The organism is Paracoccus niistensis (assembly GCF_042432925.1).
Taxonomy (GTDB): Bacteria; Pseudomonadota; Alphaproteobacteria; order Rhodobacterales; family Rhodobacteraceae; genus Paracoccus; species Paracoccus niistensis.
Map to the genome: position 1 here is coordinate 531483 of NZ_JBHLWE010000017.1, position 20881 is coordinate 552363.

General features: G+C 68.5%; 22 protein-coding genes and 1 tRNA gene. 6 read left to right on the forward strand and 17 right to left on the reverse strand.

The window, feature by feature from the left end; all coding sequences use genetic code 11:
* Positions 1-122 precede the first annotated feature (122 nt).
* From murD to ACFFII_RS06885, 10 genes are all read right to left on the reverse strand, one after another.
* Positions 123-1529 (reverse strand): UDP-N-acetylmuramoyl-L-alanine--D-glutamate ligase, encoded by a 1407-nt coding sequence (gene murD, locus ACFFII_RS06840; RefSeq protein ID WP_377698126.1) that lies wholly within the window; start codon positions 1527-1529, stop codon positions 123-125.
* A 73-nt stretch (positions 1530-1602) separates the two neighbouring features.
* Positions 1603-1809, reverse strand: coding sequence for a hypervirulence associated TUDOR domain-containing protein (locus tag ACFFII_RS06845; RefSeq protein ID WP_377698127.1), 207 nt, complete (start codon positions 1807-1809; stop codon positions 1603-1605).
* A gap of 57 nt (positions 1810-1866) precedes the next feature.
* Positions 1867-2946: a phospho-N-acetylmuramoyl-pentapeptide-transferase gene (mraY, locus tag ACFFII_RS06850; RefSeq protein ID WP_377698128.1), complete on the reverse strand. Its 1080-nt coding sequence runs from the start codon at positions 2944-2946 to the stop codon at positions 1867-1869.
* A gap of 5 nt (positions 2947-2951) precedes the next feature.
* Positions 2952-4337: a UDP-N-acetylmuramoyl-tripeptide--D-alanyl-D-alanine ligase gene (locus tag ACFFII_RS06855; protein ID WP_377698129.1), complete on the reverse strand. Its 1386-nt coding sequence runs from the start codon at positions 4335-4337 to the stop codon at positions 2952-2954.
* Positions 4334-5821: a UDP-N-acetylmuramoyl-L-alanyl-D-glutamate--2,6-diaminopimelate ligase gene (locus ACFFII_RS06860; RefSeq protein ID WP_377698189.1), complete on the reverse strand. Its 1488-nt coding sequence runs from the start codon at positions 5819-5821 to the stop codon at positions 4334-4336. Before ACFFII_RS06860 ends, ACFFII_RS06855 begins: the two co-directional genes overlap by 4 nt.
* 13 nt (positions 5822-5834) lie before the next feature.
* Complete coding sequence (locus tag ACFFII_RS06865; protein WP_377698130.1) at positions 5835-7637, reverse strand: peptidoglycan D,D-transpeptidase FtsI family protein; 1803 nt, start codon at positions 7635-7637, stop codon at positions 5835-5837.
* Positions 7638-7642: 5 nt separating this feature from the next.
* Complete coding sequence (ftsL, locus tag ACFFII_RS06870; RefSeq protein ID WP_245688644.1) at positions 7643-8086, reverse strand: cell division protein FtsL; 444 nt, start codon at positions 8084-8086, stop codon at positions 7643-7645.
* Positions 8086-9048: a 16S rRNA (cytosine(1402)-N(4))-methyltransferase RsmH gene (gene rsmH / locus ACFFII_RS06875; RefSeq protein WP_377698131.1), complete on the reverse strand. Its 963-nt coding sequence runs from the start codon at positions 9046-9048 to the stop codon at positions 8086-8088. The genes ftsL and rsmH overlap by 1 nt, the downstream gene beginning before the upstream one ends.
* Positions 9048-9548 carry a division/cell wall cluster transcriptional repressor MraZ gene (gene mraZ, locus ACFFII_RS06880; protein WP_377698132.1) on the reverse strand — a complete coding sequence of 167 codons (501 nt, stop codon included), beginning with the start codon at positions 9546-9548 and terminating at the stop codon, positions 9048-9050. The genes rsmH and mraZ overlap by 1 nt, the downstream gene beginning before the upstream one ends.
* 649 nt (positions 9549-10197) lie before the next feature.
* Positions 10198-11298 (reverse strand): Mrp/NBP35 family ATP-binding protein, encoded by a 1101-nt coding sequence (locus ACFFII_RS06885; protein WP_377698133.1) that lies wholly within the window; start codon positions 11296-11298, stop codon positions 10198-10200.
* A gap of 448 nt (positions 11299-11746) precedes the next feature.
* On the opposite strand from ACFFII_RS06885, the gene ACFFII_RS06890 reads away from it, so the two are divergent.
* The gene (locus ACFFII_RS06890) at positions 11747-12523 is read left to right on the forward strand and encodes a 23S rRNA (adenine(2030)-N(6))-methyltransferase RlmJ (protein WP_377698134.1); all 777 of its coding nucleotides are present in this window, start codon (positions 11747-11749) and stop codon (positions 12521-12523) included.
* Here the strand turns inward: ACFFII_RS06890 and ACFFII_RS17785 are convergent.
* From ACFFII_RS17785 to ACFFII_RS06900, 3 genes are read right to left on the reverse strand one after another with little or no spacing between them, the layout of a single operon-like run.
* The gene (locus tag ACFFII_RS17785) at positions 12508-12909 is read right to left on the reverse strand and encodes a GFA family protein (RefSeq protein WP_446686935.1); all 402 of its coding nucleotides are present in this window, start codon (positions 12907-12909) and stop codon (positions 12508-12510) included. The two genes, ACFFII_RS06890 and ACFFII_RS17785, sit on opposite strands and share 16 nt — an antisense overlap.
* 37 nt (positions 12910-12946) lie before the next feature.
* The gene (locus tag ACFFII_RS06895) at positions 12947-13303 is read right to left on the reverse strand and encodes a hypothetical protein (protein WP_377698135.1); all 357 of its coding nucleotides are present in this window, start codon (positions 13301-13303) and stop codon (positions 12947-12949) included.
* Positions 13300-14226 (reverse strand): DnaJ C-terminal domain-containing protein, encoded by a 927-nt coding sequence (locus tag ACFFII_RS06900; protein ID WP_377698136.1) that lies wholly within the window; start codon positions 14224-14226, stop codon positions 13300-13302. Before ACFFII_RS06900 ends, ACFFII_RS06895 begins: the two co-directional genes overlap by 4 nt.
* Positions 14227-14380: 154 nt before the next feature.
* On the opposite strand from ACFFII_RS06900, the gene ACFFII_RS06905 reads away from it, so the two are divergent.
* Both ACFFII_RS06905 and ACFFII_RS06910 read left to right on the forward strand, forming a co-directional pair.
* A tRNA-Met gene (locus tag ACFFII_RS06905) sits at positions 14381-14457 on the forward strand.
* A 124-nt stretch (positions 14458-14581) separates the two neighbouring features.
* The gene (locus ACFFII_RS06910) at positions 14582-15607 is read left to right on the forward strand and encodes a glycosyltransferase family 2 protein (protein ID WP_377698137.1); all 1026 of its coding nucleotides are present in this window, start codon (positions 14582-14584) and stop codon (positions 15605-15607) included.
* Positions 15608-15697: 90 nt separating this feature from the next.
* On the opposite strand, the gene bfr is transcribed toward ACFFII_RS06910, so the two are convergent.
* The 3 genes from bfr to hemP all read right to left on the reverse strand — a co-directional run bounded on the left by bfr (position 15698) and on the right by hemP (position 16666).
* A complete protein-coding gene (gene bfr, locus ACFFII_RS06915; RefSeq protein WP_090752256.1) occupies positions 15698-16183 on the reverse strand; it encodes a bacterioferritin in 486 nt (161 codons plus the stop codon).
* 16 nt (positions 16184-16199) lie between these two features.
* Complete coding sequence (locus ACFFII_RS06920) at positions 16200-16454, reverse strand: (2Fe-2S)-binding protein (protein WP_090752254.1); 255 nt, start codon at positions 16452-16454, stop codon at positions 16200-16202.
* Positions 16455-16540: 86 nt separating this feature from the next.
* Positions 16541-16666, reverse strand: a complete 126-nt coding sequence (hemP, locus tag ACFFII_RS06925) for a hemin uptake protein HemP (RefSeq protein ID WP_090752976.1) — start codon at positions 16664-16666, stop codon at positions 16541-16543.
* A 343-nt stretch (positions 16667-17009) separates the two neighbouring features.
* Between hemP and exbB the strand changes: the two genes are divergently transcribed.
* From exbB to ACFFII_RS06940, 3 genes are read left to right on the forward strand one after another with little or no spacing between them, the layout of a single operon-like run.
* Positions 17010-18041: a tonB-system energizer ExbB gene (gene exbB, locus ACFFII_RS06930; protein ID WP_377698138.1), complete on the forward strand. Its 1032-nt coding sequence runs from the start codon at positions 17010-17012 to the stop codon at positions 18039-18041.
* The gene (gene exbD, locus ACFFII_RS06935; protein ID WP_377698139.1) at positions 18041-18499 is read left to right on the forward strand and encodes a TonB system transport protein ExbD; all 459 of its coding nucleotides are present in this window, start codon (positions 18041-18043) and stop codon (positions 18497-18499) included. Before exbB ends, exbD begins: the two co-directional genes overlap by 1 nt.
* Positions 18496-19410 (forward strand): energy transducer TonB family protein, encoded by a 915-nt coding sequence (locus ACFFII_RS06940; RefSeq protein ID WP_377698140.1) that lies wholly within the window; start codon positions 18496-18498, stop codon positions 19408-19410. The genes exbD and ACFFII_RS06940 overlap by 4 nt, the downstream gene beginning before the upstream one ends.
* Positions 19411-19496: 86 nt before the next feature.
* Here the strand turns inward: ACFFII_RS06940 and gltX are convergent, their stop codons facing one another.
* Complete coding sequence (gltX, locus tag ACFFII_RS06945; RefSeq protein WP_377698141.1) at positions 19497-20825, reverse strand: glutamate--tRNA ligase; 1329 nt, start codon at positions 20823-20825, stop codon at positions 19497-19499.
* Positions 20826-20881: the final 56 nt, after the last annotated feature.

Below are 20881 nucleotides of genomic sequence, written 5' to 3' on the forward strand. Positions count from 1 at the left end.
GCTGACACTGCCTCTGCCCTGCCCGGTTTGGCCCGGGTCTGCGCGCGACCATAGCGCGAATGGCCGCTTGAGGCTAGAAAATGATTGGGCCGAGTGGCGCCCATGACCGGCCGCCCGGTGGTTCAGCCCCGGCGCAGCGCCTCGACCAGCGCGGTGAAATGCTCGCCGCGCTTTTCGAAGTTCGGATACTGGTCGAAGCTGGCCGAAGCTGGGGCCAGCAGCACCGTGTCGCCCGGCTCGGATTCGGCGCTGGCGCGGGCGACGGCGGCTTCCATCGTCTCGACAACCTCGTGCGGCGTGTCCGACAGCTGCAGCGCAAAGTCGCGGGCGGAATGGCCGATCAGATAGGCCTTGCGGACGCGCGGAAACAGCGGCGCGAGCGCCGCGATGCCGCCCTCTTTCCCCATGCCGCCCGCGATCCAGCGGATGCTGTCGAAGGCCATCAGCGCCTTTTCGGCCGAATCGACGTTGGTGGCCTTGGAATCGTTCACCCAGCGCACGCCGTTGATCTCGGCCACGGTCTGGCTGCGGTGTGGCAGCCCCGCGAAACTGTGGAAAGCCGCCTCGATCTCGCGCGGGGCAAGGCCGATGCTGCGGCAGGCGGCATAGGCCGCGCAGGCGTTCTGGTGGTTGTGGGCGCCGGGCAGGCCCCTGATCCCGCGCAGGTCGATCGAGGCGATCTGCCGCCCCTTGCGCCACTCGGACAGGTATCCCTTGCGCGCCGAGACGGACCAGCCGAAGCCGTCCAGCTTCTCCTCGACCGAGACGCGGATCACCCGGTCGTCCTGCGGCCCCTGCCCCATCTGGTTGGCGAGATAACGCCCTTCGTCCTCGTCCACGCCGATGACGCAGCGGTCGGGGCCGCCTTCCGCGAACAGCCGGCGCTTGGCGGCGAAATAGCCGCCGAAGCCGGAATGGCGGTCCATGTGGTCGGGCGACAGGTTGGTGAAGACCGCCACGTCGGGCGTCAGCGCGCGGGCGAGATCCGTCTGGTAGGACGACAGTTCCAGCACCACCACCTCGCCATCGACGGGCGGCTCTAGCGACAGGACGCCGGTGCCGATGTTGCCGCCCATCTGGGTGGGCCGGCCCGCCGCCTGCAGGATGTGGTTGATCAGCGCCGTGGTCGTGGATTTGCCGTTCGAGCCGGTGACGCAGATCACCCTTGGCGGCGTGTCGAAGGCCGCCCAGTCGAGCGCGCCGAAGCTGCGGAAGAACAGCCCGATATCGTTGTCCACCGGCACGCCCCGGCGCAGCGCCTGCGCGATGGCCGGATGCGGGTGCGGGTAGAGATGCGGAATGCCGGGCGAGGTGATCAGCGCGTCGATCCGGTCGCGCCAGCCCGCGTCCCGCGTGAGGTCGAGAAGCGGCAAGCCCTCGGATTCCGCCTGCGCCCGCGTCTCGGCGCTGTCGTCCCACGCGACGACGGTTGCGCCGCCCTCGCGCAGCGCGGCGGCGGTGGCCCGGCCCGAGCGGCCGAGGCCGAGGACGGCGATGGTCTGGTTCTGGACGCCTTGGACAGGGATCATGCGGCACCGGCAGCAACGAAAATGCGGGGGCCGGTGTCGCATGGACGCTGCGCGGCGGCAACCTTGCCGACGCTTACAGGGGCTTCAGCGCCTCGGGCTTGTGGGCCGCCTGCGCGCCGTTGTCGGTCTCGACGAGATACTGCGGCTCGTCTTCACTGGCGGCGACCTCGTGATCCTTGATCTTCATCCGCGACGTCAGCTTCCGCACGATCTTGCCATGCGACGTGCCGCCCGAGCTTTGCCAGCTGACGCGCTGACCGGGATGAAACTCGTCCGCCATGCGATGCTCCTCCACGTTGGGCAGGAGTCGAACACCGGCAGGAGGGGGCGGTTCCTCTTAGCGCAGCTTCAGGGTTGAGAGCCCGATCAGCGCGAGGATCACGGCGATGATCCAGAAGCGGATGACGATCTGCGGCTCGGCCCAGCCCTTCTTCTCGAAATGGTGGTGGATCGGAGCCATCAGGAAGACGCGACGGCCGGTGCGCTTGAAATAGGCGACCTGGATGATGACCGACAGCGCCTCGACCACGAACAACCCGCCGACGATGGCCAGCACGATCTCGTGCTTGATGCAGACCGCGATGGCGCCCAGCGCGCCGCCCAAGGCGAGGCTGCCGGTGTCGCCCATGAAGACGGCGGCGGGGGGCGCGTTGTACCACAAAAAGCCCAGGCCGCCCCCGATCAGGGCGGCAACGAAGACGGCGATCTCGCCCGTGCCAGGGACGAAGTGGACGCCCAGGTAGTTGGCGAAGTTCGCATGGCCCACGAGATAGGCGATCACCCCGAAGGTGATGGCGGCGATCATCACCGGGCCGATGGCGAGGCCGTCCAGCCCGTCGGTCAGGTTCACCGCATTGGCGGCGCCCACGATCACCAGCATGGCGAAGGGGATGAAGAAGACACCCAGATTGATCAGCACGTCCTTGAGGAAAGGCAGCGCCAGTTGACCCGACAGCGGGTCGGGGTTCAGCCAGGACACGGCGAGTCCCGCCAGCGCGCCCACGGCAAGGCCGATCGCCATGCGGACGCGTCCCGACACGCCCGCGTGGTGCTGCTTGGTCACCTTGGCATAGTCGTCGGCGAATCCGATGGCCGCGAAGGCGGCCGTCACCAACAGCACCACCCAGACATAGCCGTTGTCGAGCCGCGCCCAGAGCAGGGTCGAGAAGAACAGAGCCGACAGGATCAGGATGCCGCCCATGGTGGGGGTGCCCGCCTTGGCGAAGTGGTCCGGTCCGATCTCGCGCAGGGGCTGGCCCTTCTTCTGCTTCACGCGCAGCCAGTCGATCAGCGGCCGGCCGAAGATGAAGCCGAAGATCAACGCGGTGAAGAAGGCCGCGCCCGAGCGGAAGGTGATATAACGGAACAGGTTGAAGAGTCCGCCGTTGTCGGACAGGTCCGCCAGCCAGTAGAGCATCGGGTTTACCCCTTGTTGTTATCGGATGCGGGCGTCTGCCGCGCCCGGCGGATCGCGTCAACCACGCTGGCGACACGAGAACCCTTGGACCCCTTCACGAAGACCACGTCGCCGTCGCGGACCAGCTCGCCCGCGCGGGCGCAGAGGTCGGCGGCATCCTCGGACCAGACGCCGCGCTTCTCCTCGGGCAGCGCCTCGATCAGGTGCCGCATCCGGGGGCCGCAGGCATGGACCAGCGCAACCCCCTGCATCTGCGGATAATCCGCGATGGCGCGGTGCAGGGCGAATTCTTCATCGCCCAGTTCCAGCATGTCGCCCAGGATCGCCACGCGGCGGCCCGGCGGCATTGCGTCCAGCGTGGCAAGGCCTGCCGCGAGGCTGGTCGGGTTGGCGTTGTAGCTGTCGTCGATCAGCGTGATCCCGCCGATCCGCTCGACCCCGCCCCGGCCCTTGTAGGGGCGCCAGTCGGCGAGGCTCTTGGCCGAGGCCTTCGGATCGGCCCCGAGCGCGGTGACGGCGGCGAGGACGCCCACCGCGTTCATCACGAAATGCGCTCCCGCCGAAGCAAGGGTGAAGTCCAGCGTTTCGCCCAGCACGCGGGCACGGACGCGGGTTTCCCCTTCGGCCACCTCGGTCTTCACGGGCTTGGCCACCCCGTCGCGGCCGAAGCCCGCGACGATGGCGCCCGCGCGGTCGGCGGCGTCGCGCAGGATCTGCGTCACGGGCAGGTCCTCGGGGATGATGGCGTGGCCTGCCGGTTCAATCCCTTCGAAAATCGAGGCCTTTTCGACGGCGATGCCCTCGAGGCTGCCAAAGGCTTCCATATGGGCGGGGGCGACGGTGGTGATCATCGCCACATGGGGCCGCGCCATGCGCGAAAGGGGCGCGATCTCGCCCGGATGGTTCATGCCCAGTTCGAGGATCGCCCAGTCGGTCTCGGCGGGCATCCGCGCGAGGGTCAGCGGCACGCCCCAGTGGTTGTTCAGGCTCGCCTCGGCGGCATGGACGCGGCCCTGGGGGGCCAAAGCGGCGGCGGCCATGTCCTTGGTCGAGGTCTTGCCGACCGAGCCGGTGATCGCCAGCACCCGCGCGCGGGTGCGGGCGCGGGCGGCGCGGCCCAGCGCCTCAAGCGCGGGCAGGACATCGTCCACGACCAGTAGGGGCGCGTCGGTGGAGACGCCCTCGGGGATATGGCTGACCAGCGCGGCGGCTGCCCCCTTCTCCAGCGCCTGCGCCACGAAGTCGTGGCCGTCGCGGGCGTCCTTGAGCGCCACGAACAGGTCGCCCGGCCGGATCGTGCGGGTGTCGATCGAGATACCCTCGGCCACCCAGTCGGCGGTCGCGCGGCCGCCGGTCGCGGCGGCGGCGTCGGTGGAGGTCCAGAGGCTCATATCGTGCCGTCCAGCGCGGCGACGGCGACGGACGCCTGTTCCGCGTCGTCGAAGGGGAAGACGTCCGAGCCGATGATCTGCCCTGTCTCGTGCCCCTTGCCCATGATCAGCAGCGCGTCGCCGGGTTCCAGCGCATCCACGGCGCGCAGGATTGCCTCGGCGCGGTCGCCGACCTCGGTCGCATCCTGGCCCGCACCGGCCATGACCTCGGCGCGGATGGCTGCGGGGTCCTCGGTCCGGGGGTTGTCATCGGTGACATAGACCACGTCGGCATGTTGCCGCGCGGCCTCGCCCATCAGCGGGCGCTTGCCCCGGTCGCGGTCGCCGCCCGCGCCGACGATGGCGATAATGCGGCCCATGACATGGGGGCGCAGGGATTGCAGCGCCGCGATCACGGCGCCGGGCTTGTGGGCGTAGTCCACGAACACCGCCGCCCCGTTCCGGCGCTGGGCGGCCAATTCCATCCGGCCGCGCACGGTGGTCAGGCCCGGCAGGGCAGAGATGACGCGCTGCGGGTCGGCACCCGTGGCGATGCACAGACCCGCCGCGCAAAGCACGTTTTCCGCCTGGAAGCCGCCGATCAGGTTCAGCCGGATCAGGTGCGTCTGGCCGTTCAGGGAAAAGCGCAGTTCCTGCCCCGTGGCATCATAGCGCTGGGAAAGGATGCGCAAGTCGCAGCCTTCGTCCCGGCCGTAGGTCAGAAGCCGCAAGCCCCGGTCGCGGGCGATCTGCGCGGCCTCGCGGCCCCGCGCATCGTCGGTGCAGATCACCGCCGCCGCGCCGGGTTCGAGGATGTGGTTGAACAGCAGCGCCTTGGCGGCGAAGTAGCTGTCGAAATCGTGGTGATAGTCCAGGTGGTCCTGGCTGAAGTTGGTGAAGGCCCCGGCAGCCACCCGCACCCCGTCCAGCCGCCGCTGGTCGAGCCCGTGCGAGGATGCCTCCATCGCCGCATGGGTGACGCCCGCCGCCGCAGCCTCGGACAGGACGCGGTGCAGCGTCACCGGTTCGGGCGTCGTGTGGGCCAGCTTGGCGGTGAAATCGCCCTGCACGCCCATGGTCCCGAGGTTGATCGCCTTCAGGCCCAGCGCCTGCCAGATCTGGCGCGTGAAGGTTGTGACCGAGGTCTTGCCCGAGGTCCCCGTGACCGCCACCACCGTCTCGGGCTGCGTCTCGAACCAGAGCGCCGCCGCCCCGGCCAGCGCCGCACGGGGGTCCTCGGCCACCACCAGGGCTGCGGAAGATGCTGCCAGTTCGGCCGCCGCGATCTCGGCGCCCTGGCGGTCGGTCAGGATGGCCGCCGCCCCTTGGCGCAGGGCATACTGGATGAACTCGCCCCCGTGCGACGCCGATCCGGGCAGCGCCGCGAACAGGTGCCCGTCGCGGACCTGGCGCGAATCGACCGAGATGCCGGTGATCAGCGGATCGCTTCCGTCCCCTGCCCGCAGCCCCAGCCGGGACAGGTTCATGGCCTTGTCGTTGTCCATCATCCCTTGGTCCTTATTGTGCCGAGACCCTTACGGCATCGGCCGGACGGGGTTCAATGACAGGCAGCTTCAACCCGTCGGGTTGCAGGCCCAGCATGGGCGTCAGCCGCTGGATCAGGGCGGCGGCGACCGGGGCGGCGGTGGCGCCCGCCGTGCGCATCTCGCCCCCGCCGGCGGCCGAGACCTTCGGCTCGTCCAGCGTCACGACCAGCACGTATTCGGGATCGTCCGTCGGATACATCGAGGCGAAGGTCGAGACGTTGCGGTTCTTGTAATAGCCGCCGCCGGGGCGCGGCTTGTCGGCGGTGCCGGTCTTGCCCCCGACCTCGTAGCCCGCGACCTCGGCCTGACGGGCGGTGCCCTTGGTCACGACATGGCGCAGCAGGTCGCGCGCCTGCCTGGCGGCCTTGGGCGACAGCACCTGTTCGCCCTGCACCGGCACCTTCCGGTGGATCAGCGTCGGGCGCACGCGACGCCCGTCGTTGCCGATGGTCGCGAAGGCCGAGGCGAGATGCAGGGGGCTTGCCGCCAGCCCGTGCCCGAAGGACACCGTCGCGGCCGTCACCGCCGGCCAGCGCGAGGGCACGATGGGCTTGCCTGTCGGTGCCTCGGTCATCTCGACCGGGGTGGGCTCGAAGAAGCCGAGGTCCTTGAGGAACTTCTGCTGGCGTTCCGGCCCGAGCATCTGCGCGATCCGCACCGTGCCCACGTTCGAGGACTTGCCCAGCACGTCGCGCACCGACAGCTGGCCGCCGTAATTGTGGAAGTCGTGGATCAGGTATTTCCCGATCTTCATGGGCGAGGAGGCGTTGATCATGGTGTTGGCGTTGACCAGCCCCTCGTCGATCGCCTGCGCGATGGGGAAGATCTTGAAGGTCGAGCCGAGCTCATAGACCCCCTGCACCGCGCGGTTGAACAGCGGGCTGTCCGAAGGGTCGCCCTTGGTCAGCGGCTTCGGGCGGTCGTTGGGGTCGAAGTCGGGCAGGCTCGCCATGGCCAGGATCTCGCCCGACTTCACTTCCATCAGGATGCCGGTCGCGCCCTTGGCGTTCATCACCTTGATGCTGTTGGCCAGCACCTCCTCCATCGCGGCCTGGGCGGTCAGGTCGATGGACAGCTGCAGGGGCGCGCCGCCGTTGGCCGGATCGCGCAGCCAGCGGTCGAAGGCCTTTTCCACGCCCGCCATGCCCAGAACCTCGGCGGAACTCACGCCCTCGGCCCCGAACTGCGAGCCGCCGAGGATATGGCTGGCCAGCCGCCCGTTGGGGTAAAGCCGCATCTCGCGCGGGCCGAAGACCAGGCCCGGCTCGCCGATGTCATGGACGGCCTGCATCTGCTCGGGCGACAGCTTCTTCTTGATCCAGACGAACTTGCGCTCTCCGGTCAGGTCCTTCTTCAGCCGCTCGGCATCCAGATCAGGGAAGATTTTTGCCAGCTTGGCCGCCGCCGTCGCGGGGTCCACGAGGTCGCGGGGATGGGCGTAAAGCGCGTGGGTGGACAGGTTCGTCGCCAGCACCCGCCCGCGCCGGTCCACGATGTCGGCCCGCTGCGAGATGATCTGCGCGCCCGATGCATGGGCGCGGGGTTCGGCCGGCTGGCTGCTGGCCAGCGCCCCCATCCGCAGGCCCACGGTACCGAAAGCCACCACGAAGCAGACGACCATCCATTTCAGTCGCGTCTCGGCCCGGCGGCGGGCGCGGTCCTGGATCTCGGCATGACGCTGGGCGCGCAGTTCGGCCTCGATCTCGTCGGGGTCCTGTCCGGCCTGCCGGGCGCTGAGGATGCGGGCCAGGGGGCGCAAGGGGGTGCGGATCATGGCGGTCACTCCTCTGTCGGGTCAGGCTCGGCGACAAGGTCGGCGGGAAGGGGCAAGGCAGGGCGGGGGACCGGCGCGCCGCGGTTGTTGGAGGGCGTGCGGGGCACCCAGCCGGCAGTCGTCTCGCCGGGCGTCAGCTCGGTCGGCGGCGCCACGGGCTCGGGCGGCGGATAGTCGATGTTGCGCGCGGTGCCGAACTGGTTGGCCTGCACGGGCGCGAGGCGCAGGCGTTCGAAGTTCATGTCCACCAGCTGGCGCAGCCGGTCGGGGCGGTTCAGATAGGCCCATTCGGCGCGCAGCACGCCCAGGTTTTCCCGCAGGCCCGCGATGTCGCGCTGCACGGCCTGCATCTGATCGATCTGCGCCTGGGTGCGGTAATTCTCGCGATAGGCCCAGAAAGCCAGACCCATCACCACCATCGCCGCCATGAGATACAGAAGCGGCCGCATCACATTCCTCCGGGAAGCTGCGGCAGCCCCAGCGCGGCCGGATCGGGCCTGCCCGCGGGCGCATCGGTGCGGACCGCTACGCGCAGAAAAGCCGAGCGTGCGCGGGGGTTCGCGGCCAGTTCCTCATCGTCCGCGCCGATTGCGCGGCGGAAGGGCAGCGTGAAGGCGGGGGCCTCCTGCCGCAGTTCGGGCGCATAGCGGCTGCCGCCGCCCGCGGCGTTGGCGCGGGCCTGCATGAAGCGCTTAACCACCCGGTCTTCCAGCGAATGGAAGCTGACCACCGCCAGCCGGCCGCCCGGTTTCAGCGCACGCTCGGCCGCCATGAGCCCCGACAGAAGCTGGCCGAACTCGTCGTTCACCCAGATGCGGACCGCCTGGAAGCTGCGGGTGGCGGGGTGGCTTTGTCCCGGCTTGGGGCGCGGCAGGCAGCACTGGACGACCTCGGCCAGTTGCGCGGTCGTGGTCAGGGGCCGGGCTGCCACGATGGCACGGGCGATGCGGCGGGCGGCACGTTCTTCGCCGTAATGATACAGCACGTCGGCGATGCGGGATTCCTCGGCGGTGTTCAGCAGGTCGGCGGCCGAGGGCCCGTCCTGCCCCATGCGCATGTCCAGCGGCCCGTCACGCAGAAAGGAAAAGCCGCGCTCGGGCTGGTCGAGCTGCATGGAGCTGACGCCGAGGTCCAGCACCACTCCCTCCACCGGCTCTCCGGCCAGTTCGTCGAGGTCCGAGAAGGTCCCCTGCACCAGCCGCAGCCGGTCGCCGTAACCACCCGCCCAAGCGCGGGCCATGTCGAACACCCCCGGGTCGCGGTCGATGCCGATCACGCGCTCGGCGCCCGCGTCCAGCAGCCCGCGGGCATAGCCGCCCGCGCCAAAGGTGCCGTCCACCCAGGTGCCGCGGACGGGGGCCACCGCCGCCAGAAGGGGGCGCAGCAGGACAGGGATATGCGGCGCAGTCATCAGCTTTCGGGGGCCGGGGGCAGCAGGGACAGGGGGTCGGCGCCCGGTTCCAGCGTCGGCATGTCGGCCTCGATTGCGCGCAGATCGGCCTCGTGCGTCTCGGGGGTGGACACCTTCAGGTAATCGCCCTGCGCCATGAAGAAGGCGCGATCCTCGAGCCCGATCTTCTCGCGCAGGCGCTGCGGCAGGACGAGGCGCCCGTCGGCGTCGATCTCCGCCTCGTCCGACAGGCCATTCATCAGGGTTTCCAGGTAGCTGCGCTCGGCCGAGCCGCGGGGCATCCGGCTGATGCCCTCGTCGATTTCCTCGATCGCTTCCATGGTGTACAGACGCAGGTGAGTCCAGTCGGCGAAGCCATAGACGACGACCAGCTGCGCGCGGTTGCGGGAGGGGAAATCCGGATCGGCCGATTCGAAGACGCGGCGAAACTTGGCGGGGATCGAGACGCGCCCCTTGGCGTCGACCTTGACCTCCTCCGAGCCTCTGAACCTGCGTGCCAAGCCCGCCACCTTCCACTGTCCCTGCCCGAACAGGGTGCCCTGAACGGGAAAGGGCGGATCGGGCCGCTGCCACTGCCCGATCCGCCGCCCTCGTCCCATCTCTGGGCCCCGAAGTTTCGGGGATCGCCCGGTCTCATGCGCCACCTCGGGGGAAGGTGCTGCTCGCGCGCGGCCAGGTCATTTTTCGGATCGCGGGTGCCTGTATGAAGCCTGCCTTGGCCGGGGTCTTCACCGCCCCTTAACTGCCCGTCTTCCGTGGTTGAAGGGATGCCATGGGAAAGCATGGGAAGCAATGGGGTGAATGCGGGAACACTGACGATCTCGCAGCCCCAGCTTCGCGCGCGAGGCGTGAACGACAGCCGAACGAGCGGTTAACACGTCCAAATCTGGTGCGCCACTGCAGCTAAAAAACTAGATGTTGTGAAAAACAGGCTGTGGCAGAATAGTCCCAGATTCTCCCGGTCAAGAAGAAAACTGCCTGCGGCAACTGGGGAACTTGGGCGGAGCAGCGCCTATCGCGTGACCGATCACGCCCCATCACGGCCCTGCGATTCTGACGGACGGCGGCCGGAAGGACCGCCTGTCCCATGATTTCCCGCCGGGGCCAAGTCCGGCGTTCCCGTGATTTCCCGAAGGAAAGGCCGCAGGCTCAGGCCATGTCGCCGCGGATCAGCCGGTCGGCCAAACGCCCGTAGGCCTCGGCCACCGGCCCCTCGCCCAGAGCGACCGGTTGCCCCGAATCGCCCCCGAGACGGACCGACAGGTCCAGCGGCACCTCGCCCAGGAAGGGCAGGCCGCGCTCGGCCGCCTCGGCGCCGACGCCGCCATGGCCGAACAGATGCGCCTCGTGCCCGCAGTTCGGGCAGACATACGAGGACATGTTCTCGACCAGCCCCAGCACCGGGGTCTTGAGCTTGTCGAACATGTCGATGGCGCGGCGGGCGTCGATCAGCGCCACGTCCTGCGGCGTGGACACGATGATCGCGCCCGTGACCGGCGCCTTCTGGCACAGGCTCAGCTGCACATCGCCCGTGCCGGGCGGCAGATCCACCAGCAGCGCGTCCAGTTCGCCCCATTCGACCTGGTTCAGCATCTGCTGCAGCGCGCCCATCAGCATGGGGCCGCGCCAGACGACCGCCTCGCCTTCCTTCATCATCAGGCCCAGCGACATCATGGTGACGCCATGGGCGCGTACGGGGATGATGCGGTCGTTCTCGCTGCGCGGGCGGTCGCTGACACCCAGCATCCGCGGCTGGCTGGGGCCGTAGATATCGGCATCCAGCACGCCGATTCGCCGCCCCTTGCGCGCCAGCGCGACGGCGAGGTTGGTCGTCAGGGTGGACTTGCCGACGCCGCCCTTGCCCGAACCGATGGCGATGATGCGGCGCACGCCCGGGATCGCCTGCGGCCCGGCCTGCGGGGTCGGGTGCCGCCCAATGGTCAGGCTGGGCGGGGCGCCCGCCCCTGCCGCCGGACCCGAGCGCGCGGCCACGGCGGGCTGCTTGCCCGCAGGCGCGGTGGTGACAATGCGCACGCGGGCAAAGCCCAGGGCGCGCAGCCGCGATTCGGCCTCGGCGCTGGCGCTTTCCAGCGCCCGGGCCAGGGCCGCGTCGCCTGCCTCGATGACGAAGCTCACCTCATCCTCTGCAATCGACAGGGCGCGGATCAGGTCTGCCCTGACCAGATTGCTGCCGCCGGGAACCGCGACTTGTTCGAGTTCCTGCATCACCCTGTCGCGATTCACCGCCATGTTTCCGTTCCTTTGACTGTCGTTGGCAGCGATATAGGACGGCAGGCAGGCCACAACCAGACGAGCCCCGGATCATGCTGCTGCGCAGCATCATTGGACATGGTTCCGCCAGAACGTTGCGTCACACGCATAGGTGATACATCTTCTGGATGATTTATCAGCAGCAAGTGCGATTCTTGCCACAGAATTGTCGCAATTGTAGGCACATTCCTGTTTATTCCATGCGTAAGACGCATAACAGACCAGCGCAAACATGCGTTGTGCATTCGCAGCATCGAGGGCATCTTGTGTTCATGGATCGCAGCCGACCTCCTCCCCGGTAGCGATCCGATGCAGCGCCGCCCCTCCTCCTCCCTGGGCGCGTTGTCGGCGGCGACCCCTCTCCTCCTCCCCGGGGTCGCCGCTTCCTTCTCTTTCCAATCCGGAACGCGACGGCTAGGGACGGGCCATGTTGTCCTATCAGCACGCGTATCACGCAGGAAACCTGGCGGATGTGCACAAGCACGCCCTGCTCGCCACGGCCCTGTCGCACCTGACGGCCAAGCCGAAGCCGCTGACCTATATCGAGACCCATGCCGGTCGCGGCCTTTACGACCTTGCCTCCGACGCCGCGCAGCGGACGCAGGAGGCAGAGGCCGGGATCACCCGCGCACTGGCCCAAGGCTGGCTGCCGCCCGATCATCCCCTGTCAGAGGCATTGGCGGCGGTCCGGGACCGCTTCGGCCCGCAAGCGTATCCCGGCTCTCCCCTGATCGCGGCACATTTCCTGCGGCCCGGCGACAGCGCCCATCTGGCCGAGTTGCACCCGGCCGAACAGGCCGCCCTGTCCGAGGTTGCGGATTTCGCGCGGCTTCACCTGCAGGACGGCTTTGCGATGGCGAATGCCCTGATCCCGCCCATGCCGCGGCGCGGGCTGCTGCTGATCGACCCCAGCTACGAGGTCAAGGCCGACTATGACCGCATCCCCGGATGGATCGCCCGCATGGCGCGCAAGTGGAACGTGGGGGTGATCGTGCTGTGGTATCCGATCCTTGGCGACGAACGGCACCGCGCCATGGCAGGTGCGTTGGCGGCGGATCACCCGCAGGCCCTGTCGTCCGAGGTCCGTTTTCCGCCCGCCCGCGCGGGGCACGGCATGGTCGGGTCGGGGATGTTCGTCATCAACCCGCCTTATGGGCTGGACGTCGAGGCCAAGCGCCTTGCTGCCCTTTACGCCGGACTGTAGCGTAGGACGCCCGCCAGCAGACCCCTGTTCCGCGAGACCTCGTGCTCGCCGCCCAAGCCGGCAGCTCGAGAAAATGAAAGGGATTCACGCCCACAAGAAGGCCGTGCTGGCGGCGACCGACCGGGGGCCGAGCTGCGGTGGTGATGCGTGTTGATGCCGCAGGCCCGGCAGAAATGATGGGCCGCAACGCCAGAGCCGAGGCGACAGGTTCCCGGATCTCCATCACTCGAAAGCAGCCGGAAGCCTCCGTCCGCCACCATGATCGTGATGCCGCCCTTCATCCGGCAATAGGAACAGGTGCAGCGGCGCGCCGGGGCCCTACCCTGCGCCAAGGTTGCGCGGAACCGCACCGCGCCGCAGTGGCAGCCGCCCTGCGCCTCGGCCATGTCCGCCTGCGGCCCGCCGGGCTGCAGGCGGACGCGCTCAGTCGCGCCGCACCCGCAGAAGCCGCGTCTCGTGGATCACGCGGCGCAGCCGCGCGCGGGTCTCGGGCGGCTCTTCGGCCAGCGCGCCCAGCACCGCCCGCATCTCTCCCCTGATCCCGTTCAGCTGGTCGATCAGCGACAGGACCAGCCCCAGGGCCTCGGGGTCGAGCCGGAACATTTCCTCCAGTTCGACGGCAAGCTGCAGGCGCGCCGCGTCGATCTCGCGGAAGCGCGGCTCGCCCTCGCCCAGAAGGGGCTGGATGACTCCCGCCTCGGTCAGCGCGGCCAGCGCCTCGGGCGAAAGATCCGGGATCAGCGACAGGATCTCGTCGCGGCTCATCGAATGGCGGATCATCGTCCTTTCCCCCCTGCGGCGCGCGGGTTGTAGGCATGGTCCTTGCGCCAGGTTTCGATGAAGCGGGCCAGTTCGTCGTCGATCTGCGGCGGCATGACGATCCGCAACTCGACATGCTGGTCCCCGCGCCTGCCGCCCGCGCCGGCCAGCCCGCGGCCACGCAACCTGAGCTTCTGCCCCGAGGAGGCGCCACGCGGGATCGTCAGCATCACCGGCCCGTCGATCGTCTGCGCCTGGACCCTGCCCCCCAGCACCGCCTCGTCCAGCGAGATCGGCAGCACCGTGGTCACGTCGTCGCCCTCGCGCCGCCAGTCGGGGTCCTCGCGCACGGTGACTGCCAGCAGCGCGTCGCCCGGCTGGCCGTTGCCCATGCCTGCGCCGCCCTTGCCGCGCAACCGGATGGTCTGGCCGTCGCGGGTGCCGGCGGGAATGTTCACGTCCAGCACGTTGCCGTCCGGCAGGGTGATGCGGGTCGTGCCGCCCCGCGCCGCGGTCATGAAGTCGACCTCGAGCGTATAGCGGTGGTCCTGCCCGCGCATGTCGAAGCTGCGCGCGCCGCCCCCGAAGCCGCCCTGCCGGAAGCCGCGTTCGCCGAAGAGATCGGAAAAGACGTCCGAAAAGTCCCCATAATCCGCCTGCCCGCGGTAAGGGTTGTCCGGCGCCTCCGAGAAGTCGCGGTAATAGCGGCGCTGAGGACGCTCCTGACCCTGGGCGTCGATCTCGCCCCTGTCGAAGCGGGCGCGCTGGGCGGGGTCCTTCAGCAGGTCGTAGGCCGCCGAGGCCGCCTTGAAGCGCTCATGCGCCTTCGGATCATCCGTCAGGTCCGGGTGGTCCGTCTTGGCGATCCTGCGGTAGGCCTTCTTGATCTCGGCATCGCTGGCCGTCTTCGACACGCCCAGTGCGGCATACGGATCGTCCGCCATCTGCAACCCCTTGCTTTGTCCGTGAAACGCCCCGAGGCGCCCCCGGTTTCCCTGCACGGCCCCTGCCGCAGAGGCAAGCGGCGCCTTTGCGGATTCCGCTTGACGCCCCGCGAGTCGCGCCCTAAATCCCGCGCACCCCTCGCGGGATGCATGGGGCGGAGTAGCTCAGCTGGTTAGAGCAGAGGAATCATAATCCTTGTGTCGGGGGTTCAAATCCCTCCTCCGCTACCATCGACCTTTTCTTCAGGCACAGCATCAGGTCCCGGCGCAGTCTTGCGCTTGCAAGGCCATGCAACCATAACGCTTGCATCGTGATCGCCCCTCAACCCGCCGGGGCACTTGCTGCGAGCCCTCCATGCCCGAATCCAAGAAAGTTCTTTTCTCGGCCGTCAAGAACGAGGGTCCGTTCCTGGTGGAATGGATCGCCTATCACAAGGCGATCGGGTTCGACACGATCCTGATCGTGTCGAATGACAGCGACGACGGCACGACCGAGCTGCTGGACGCGCTGCACGCGGCAGGCGAGATACAGCATATCCATCATTCTGTCGGTCCGGACGAGTCCCCGCAGGGAAAAGCAGCGAAGGCCGCGAATGAAAGTTCAGCGATATCCGATGGCGACTGGGTCATCTGGCTGGATGCTGACGAATTCCTGAACATCCATTGCGGGCAGGGAAAAGTTGATGACCTCATTCTTTCCCTTGGCGGGGCGCATGGCGTCCTGATTCCCTGGCGCATTTTCGGCGACGGAGGGAACAAGACATTCCCGGGAAGGTTTGTTTCACAGGACTTCAGCCGGGCAGCCGACCGGGACTTTGCCGGCAACAAGATCATCAAGACCTTCTATCGCCATCGGGCGCGCAAGACCAGATTGTCCGAGATCGCCAACCATCGGCCGCACCTCAGGAGGTGGAAGCACTTCCAGGGCACGGATTTCGTGAATGCGTCTGGAGCTACCCTGAACCTGGACTTCTTTCCCACAGCCCGTTGGCTCAGGGGGGTACAAGGGAAAGCCAACTTCCGCATTGCCCCCGAGGATTACGGGTGGGATCTCGTTCAGATCAATCACTATGCCGTGCGGACCAGGGAGATGTTCGAACTGAAAGCGCGGCGGGGGCGAGGGTTCGTCAATGTCGACAATGGCGTAGCGAAACGGAAGCCGCGCCACACCCCCAAGTTCTTCGACGAGCACAATCGGAACGAAGCAGAGGACAGATCGATTCTGCGACACGAGGGCGCAACGGCCGAGCAGATGCAAAGATTGCTGGCCCTGCCCTCTATCAGACACGCCAACGATCTTGCGCTGCAAATCACCGAAAAGCGGATTACCTCTCAGCGGGCCACGGCTGAAGACGCGCCAACGGCTGCATCCGAGCATTAGCAGGCACCGCTGTCATATGCAGGACTGCAGGATCAAATAAAAACGCCGCCTTTCGGGGCGGCGTTTCGTCCATCCGGCGGTGGCCGCCCTTTACTCGGCCTTGTCGGCGGGCTTGGCGTTCAGCTGGCCATAGTTCTGGACACCTATCTCGTCCATCAGCGACAGTTGCGTTTCCAGGAAGTCGATGTGGCCTTCCTCGTCCTCGATCAGGTCGTCGAACAGCGACTTGGACACCTGGTCGTTGATCTCGGAGCAGTATTTCCGCGCCTCGAGGTAGAGGGTGCGCGCCTCGTGCTCGGCCGCGAGGTCGGCTTCCAGCGTTTCACGCAGGTTCTGGCCGATGCGCAGGGGATCCAGCTTCTGCAGGTTCGGGTGACCTTCCAGGAAGATGATCCGCTCGATCAGACGATCGGCGTGGTGCATCTCCTCGATGGATTCGGCCTTCGACTTGTCGGCGATCCGGCCGTAGCCCCAGTCCTCCTGCAGGCGATAATGCAGCCAGTACTGGCTGACGGCCGTCAGCTCGGACCTGAGCGCGGCGTTGAGATAGTCGATGACCTTTGGATCACCCTTCATGGAAGCCCCTCTGCTTTCAGCCCGCCGCGCCTTGGCGCAGTCCGCGCAGCACCGGGGGCACTGCCCTCTGGCCTGAGTCCACGGCAAAGCCGTCAGCGGCGCGCATCGTCGCAACGAACAGTTTCATGCACCCGCCGCAATCCGCACTCTTTCCAAGAGCGTGGTAGATCTTGCCGGGCGTGACGATCGTATCAGCATCCGAAGCGCGCATCCAGCCGACCGCGGCCCGGATGTCGGCATCGCTGATGCCCATGCAGTGGCAAACGATCATCGGGACGACCCGGCTGCGGCGGGCAGGTGAAACGAAAAGGGCATAAGGCCGGGCTTCCTGTCAGGGGCTGGGCGCAGAGGAGGAAATCACTTGGTCAGGATCAGCTTTCCGGCCCGGGTGATCCGCAGGGTATAGATCTGGTCGGCCAGGGCGATCTGCGCCAGGTGGCCGCCCGCCGTCAGGGTGGTCGCTTCATGCAGTGGGGTCGGCATCCGGACGGGAGTGCGATCCGTTCCGTGGAAGGTAAGATCGTTCATCTGAGCCTCCTGTTAGTTGAGAAGTTCACTCGGGTATGTTCGAGTTCTTACGTCCGGCATCGAGTCTGTCAACGGAAAACTTCGCCCGGTGTGCAGGGGCGCTCTCCGGTCCCGAGCGCCGTCTGCCGTGGCGGGCACAGGGTTGCGGATGAAAGGCCTCGACGGGCGGGCTGGTCCTGCAAAGACAGTCAGCTTTCGTGACGGCCTTGTTCCGGTACATAGTTGACAGGAATGGTCAGGTCTGTTTGGACCCGAGTTGAACGCGGCCTGCCCGCACTTTGCCCAGCAAGGTCTGTCCATGAAGCCTGAACCGTCCCGCACCGCCCCGACCGGCCTTTCGCTTGCCGCCGCCATTGTCCTCGGCGGTCTGGCAGTGGCGCTTCCGGCGCTGGCCCAAGGGCAGGAAACCGCACCAGCCACGGCAGGCGCGCCCGCGCAGCAGGCGCCTTCGCCTAGCGCAGCCACCGCCCCCGGGGCTGCGCCCGAATCGTCTCCCGCGGTCGCGACGGCTCCGGTCGCCACCCCGGCCGATGCGGCTGCCCCTGCGGTCCCGGCCTCACCGTCCCCGGCCCCTGAACAATCGCCCACGCCTGCCGCGCCGATCCCGGCAGCGTCGGCGGCTCCGGCCATCGAGACCATCCCGGCCCACGCCCTGCCCCATGACCTGTCGCCGATGGGAATGTACCGGCAGGCCGACATCGTGGTGAAGGCGGTGATGCTCGGGCTGGTCTTCGCCTCGGTCGTCACCTGGACCGTGCTGATCGTGAAACTGTTGGAATACCTGATCGCCATGTCCGCGATCGGCAGGGGCGCCCGCCGGATCGAGGCGGCCGAATCTCTGCGCGCGGCCCTGTCCGGCGCGGACGGGCGCGGCCCGGACGCGCGTATGCTGCGGGCGGCGGCGCGCGAGTTGAACCGCTCGGCCTCGGGCCTGTCGCCGGACGGCGTGCGCGAGCGCATCTCCTCGCACCTGGGCCAGATCCAGGCGCGGGCCGCGCGGCACATCGGGCGCGGCACGGGCGTCCTGGCCACCATCGGCTCGACGGCGCCCTTCGTCGGGCTGTTCGGGACCGTCTGGGGGATCATGAACAGCTTCATCGGCATTTCCGAGGCGCAGACCACGAACCTCGCCGTCGTGGCCCCCGGCATCGCCGAGGCGCTGCTGGCCACCGCCATCGGCCTTGTCGCGGCCATTCCGGCGGTGGTGATCTACAACTTCTTCGCCCGCGCGATCACCGGCTACCGGCTGCGCCTGAACGAAACGGCGGCGAGCGTCGAGCGGCTGGTCAGCCGCGACCTCGACCGCGCGGCGGCAGGGATCCGGGTCTGATGGCGGGCGGCATCCGGAACCAGCCGGGCGGCGACGACGATCTGGTGGAAAACCACGAGATCAACGTCACGCCTTTCATCGACGTGATGCTGGTGCTGCTGATCATCTTCATGGTCGCCGCGCCGCTGTCGACCGTGGACATCAACGTGGACCTGCCGGTGTCGAACGCGCCCGTGTCGGGCCGGCCCGACACGCCCGTCTGGCTGACGGTGGGACCCGACCTCGCGCTGTCGCTGGGCAACCGCGCCATCGCGCCCGGGACGCTGGCGGCGGAACTCGCCGCCGCGACCAAGGGCGACCTTCAGACCCGCATCTACCTGCGCGCCGACCAGGCGGTGGCCTATGGCGACCTGATGGAGGTGATGAACAGCTTGCGTGACTCGGGTTACCTGAAGATCGCTCTGGTCGGGCTGGACCGCGCAAGCGCCCCCCCCGCGGCGCTTGCGGCCACGCCATGAGCGGCGGCCGCCTGGGTCACGCGGGCGCCTGGCTCGCGGTGGGGGCGCTGGTGATGTCCGCCCATGTCGCGGTGGCCGCCTGGGCGATGCGCCAGCCCGGCCAGGACCTTCCCCCCGCACCCGAGGCGATTCCCCTGGACCTCGCGCCCCCGCCCGCAGGCGCGCCGGAACCTGCCGCCGCCCCCAGCGAGGAAACGGTCGCGCCGGAAACCCCGCCCGCGCCGGAACCCGAACCCGAGCCCGAACCCGAGTTCACCCCGCCCGAGGTCGAGCCCCTGCCCCCGCCCGACTTCTCGGATCTGGTTCCGCCCGAGCCCGTGCCGGACTTCGTCCCGCCCCCGGTCGTGCCGATGCCGCCCCCCGATTTCGCGAGCCTCACCCCGCCGCCCGAGGCCGAGCCCGCCATCGTTCCCCCGCCCCTGCGCCGCCCCGAGCGGCTGGTCCGGCGCGAGCCGCCCCCGGAAGAGCCGCGCGAGGAGCCGAAGGAGGAACCCCGCCGTGAAACGCAGCGCGAGCAGCCCCGGACCGAGCAGCGGGAAGAACGGCGCGAGCCGTCCCGCGCCTCGCGCCAGGGACAGCAGGGCCAGAGCGAGTCGCGCCAGACCTCCAGTTCGTCCCGGGGCAATTCGCAAAAGGCACAGGCCAGCTGGAAACAGCGCGCGGGGGCCACGGTCAGCAAGCACATGAGCCGGACCCGGGTTTCCGGCCGGCGTGGCGGGACCGTGCAGGCGACTGTCACCGTCAGCGTCTCGGCCAGCGGGGCGACCAGCGCCCAGCTGGCGCGGGGGACGGGCGATCCTTCGGTGGACGCGGCGCTCGCCCGGCAGGCCGCGCGGATGCCGAACCTGCCTCCGCCGCCCGGCGGCCAGACGGTCCAGTTCACCCAGCCCATCGCGATCAGGCTGAGATGAGACGGACCCGCCCCCTTGCGGGACCACACCGCCACCGGCGAAAGGCATGAAAAAGGCGGCCCCCGGGCCGCCTTCGTTCTTTCGGCTTACCGCTCGGCGGCGGGCACCCTTTGCAGCAGGGGCATCAGCTCACCCATCTCGGGGCCGTGGTCCATGCCTGTCAGGGCCTTGCGCAGCGGCATGAACAGGCTCTTGCCCTTGCGGCCCGTCGCAGTCTTGACCGCGCCTGTCCATTCGCCCCAAGTCGCACCGGTCCAGGGGCGGGCGGGCAGCATCGCCAGCGCCTGGGCCACAAACTCGGCGTCCTCGGGGGCGATCACCGGCTGCGCGCCGTCACGCATCAGCGTCCACCATTCGCCCAGATCGTCCAGCCGGGTGATGTTCTGCCGCGCGACCGACCAGAACTGCTCGGCAATGTCATCCGGCACGCCCATGGCCGCGATCCGGTCCCGCACCGCCTCATAGGGCAGGTGCTGGTTGCGTTCGCGCGTCAGCGGCCACAGGTCCTCGGCGTCGAACTTGGTGGGCGAGGCGCCGAACTGGTCGAGCTCGAACCCCTCGGCCAGCTCGTCCAGCGACATCCGCAGCGCGACGGGCTGGTTCGACCCCAGCCGCGCCATCAGCGACAGCAGCGCCTCGGGGGCCACGCCCTGCTCGCGCAGGTCGCGCAAGCTCAGGGTGCCGAGGCGCTTGGACAGTTCCTCGCCCCCTGGGCCGGTCAGCAGCGAATGGTGGGCAAAGCGCGGGGGCGTGCCGCCCAGCGCCTTGATGATCTGGATCTGCGTGGCGGTGTTGGTCACGTGGTCCGCGCCCCGCACGATGTCGGTCACGCCCATGTCCACGTCATCGACCGACGAGGCGAAGGTATAAAGCACCTGCCCGTCCGCCCGGATCAGCACCGGGTCGCTGACCGAGGCCGCGTCGATCGACACGTCGCCGATGATGCCGTCGGGCCATTCGATCCGCTCCTGGTCCAGCCGGAAGCGCCAGTAGCCCTCGCGCCCCTCGGCCCGCAGCCGCTCGCGATCCTCGTCGGTCAGGTTCAGCCCCGCGCGGTCATAGACCGGGGGCTTGCCCATGTTCAGCTGCTTCTTGCGCTTGAGGTCCAGCTCGGTCGGCGTCTCGAAGACCTCGTAAAGCCGCCCCGCCGCGCGCAGCTGGTCGGCGGCCTCGGCATACCGGTCCAGCCGGTCGGACTGCCGCTCGATCCGGTCCCACTGCAGCCCCAGCCATTCCAGATCGCGCTGGATGCCGTCGGCATATTCCTGCTTCGACCGCTCGCGGTCGGTGTCGTCCAGCCGCAGGATGAACGTGCCGCCGGTCTTGCGGGCGATCAGGTAGTTCATCAGGGCGGTGCGCAGGTTGCCGACGTGGATATGGCCGGTCGGCGAGGGCGCGAAACGGGTCGTGGTCATCGGCGTCTCCTTGATCCGCCCGCTCTTTCACACCGGGCGATTCTTGTCCATATCGG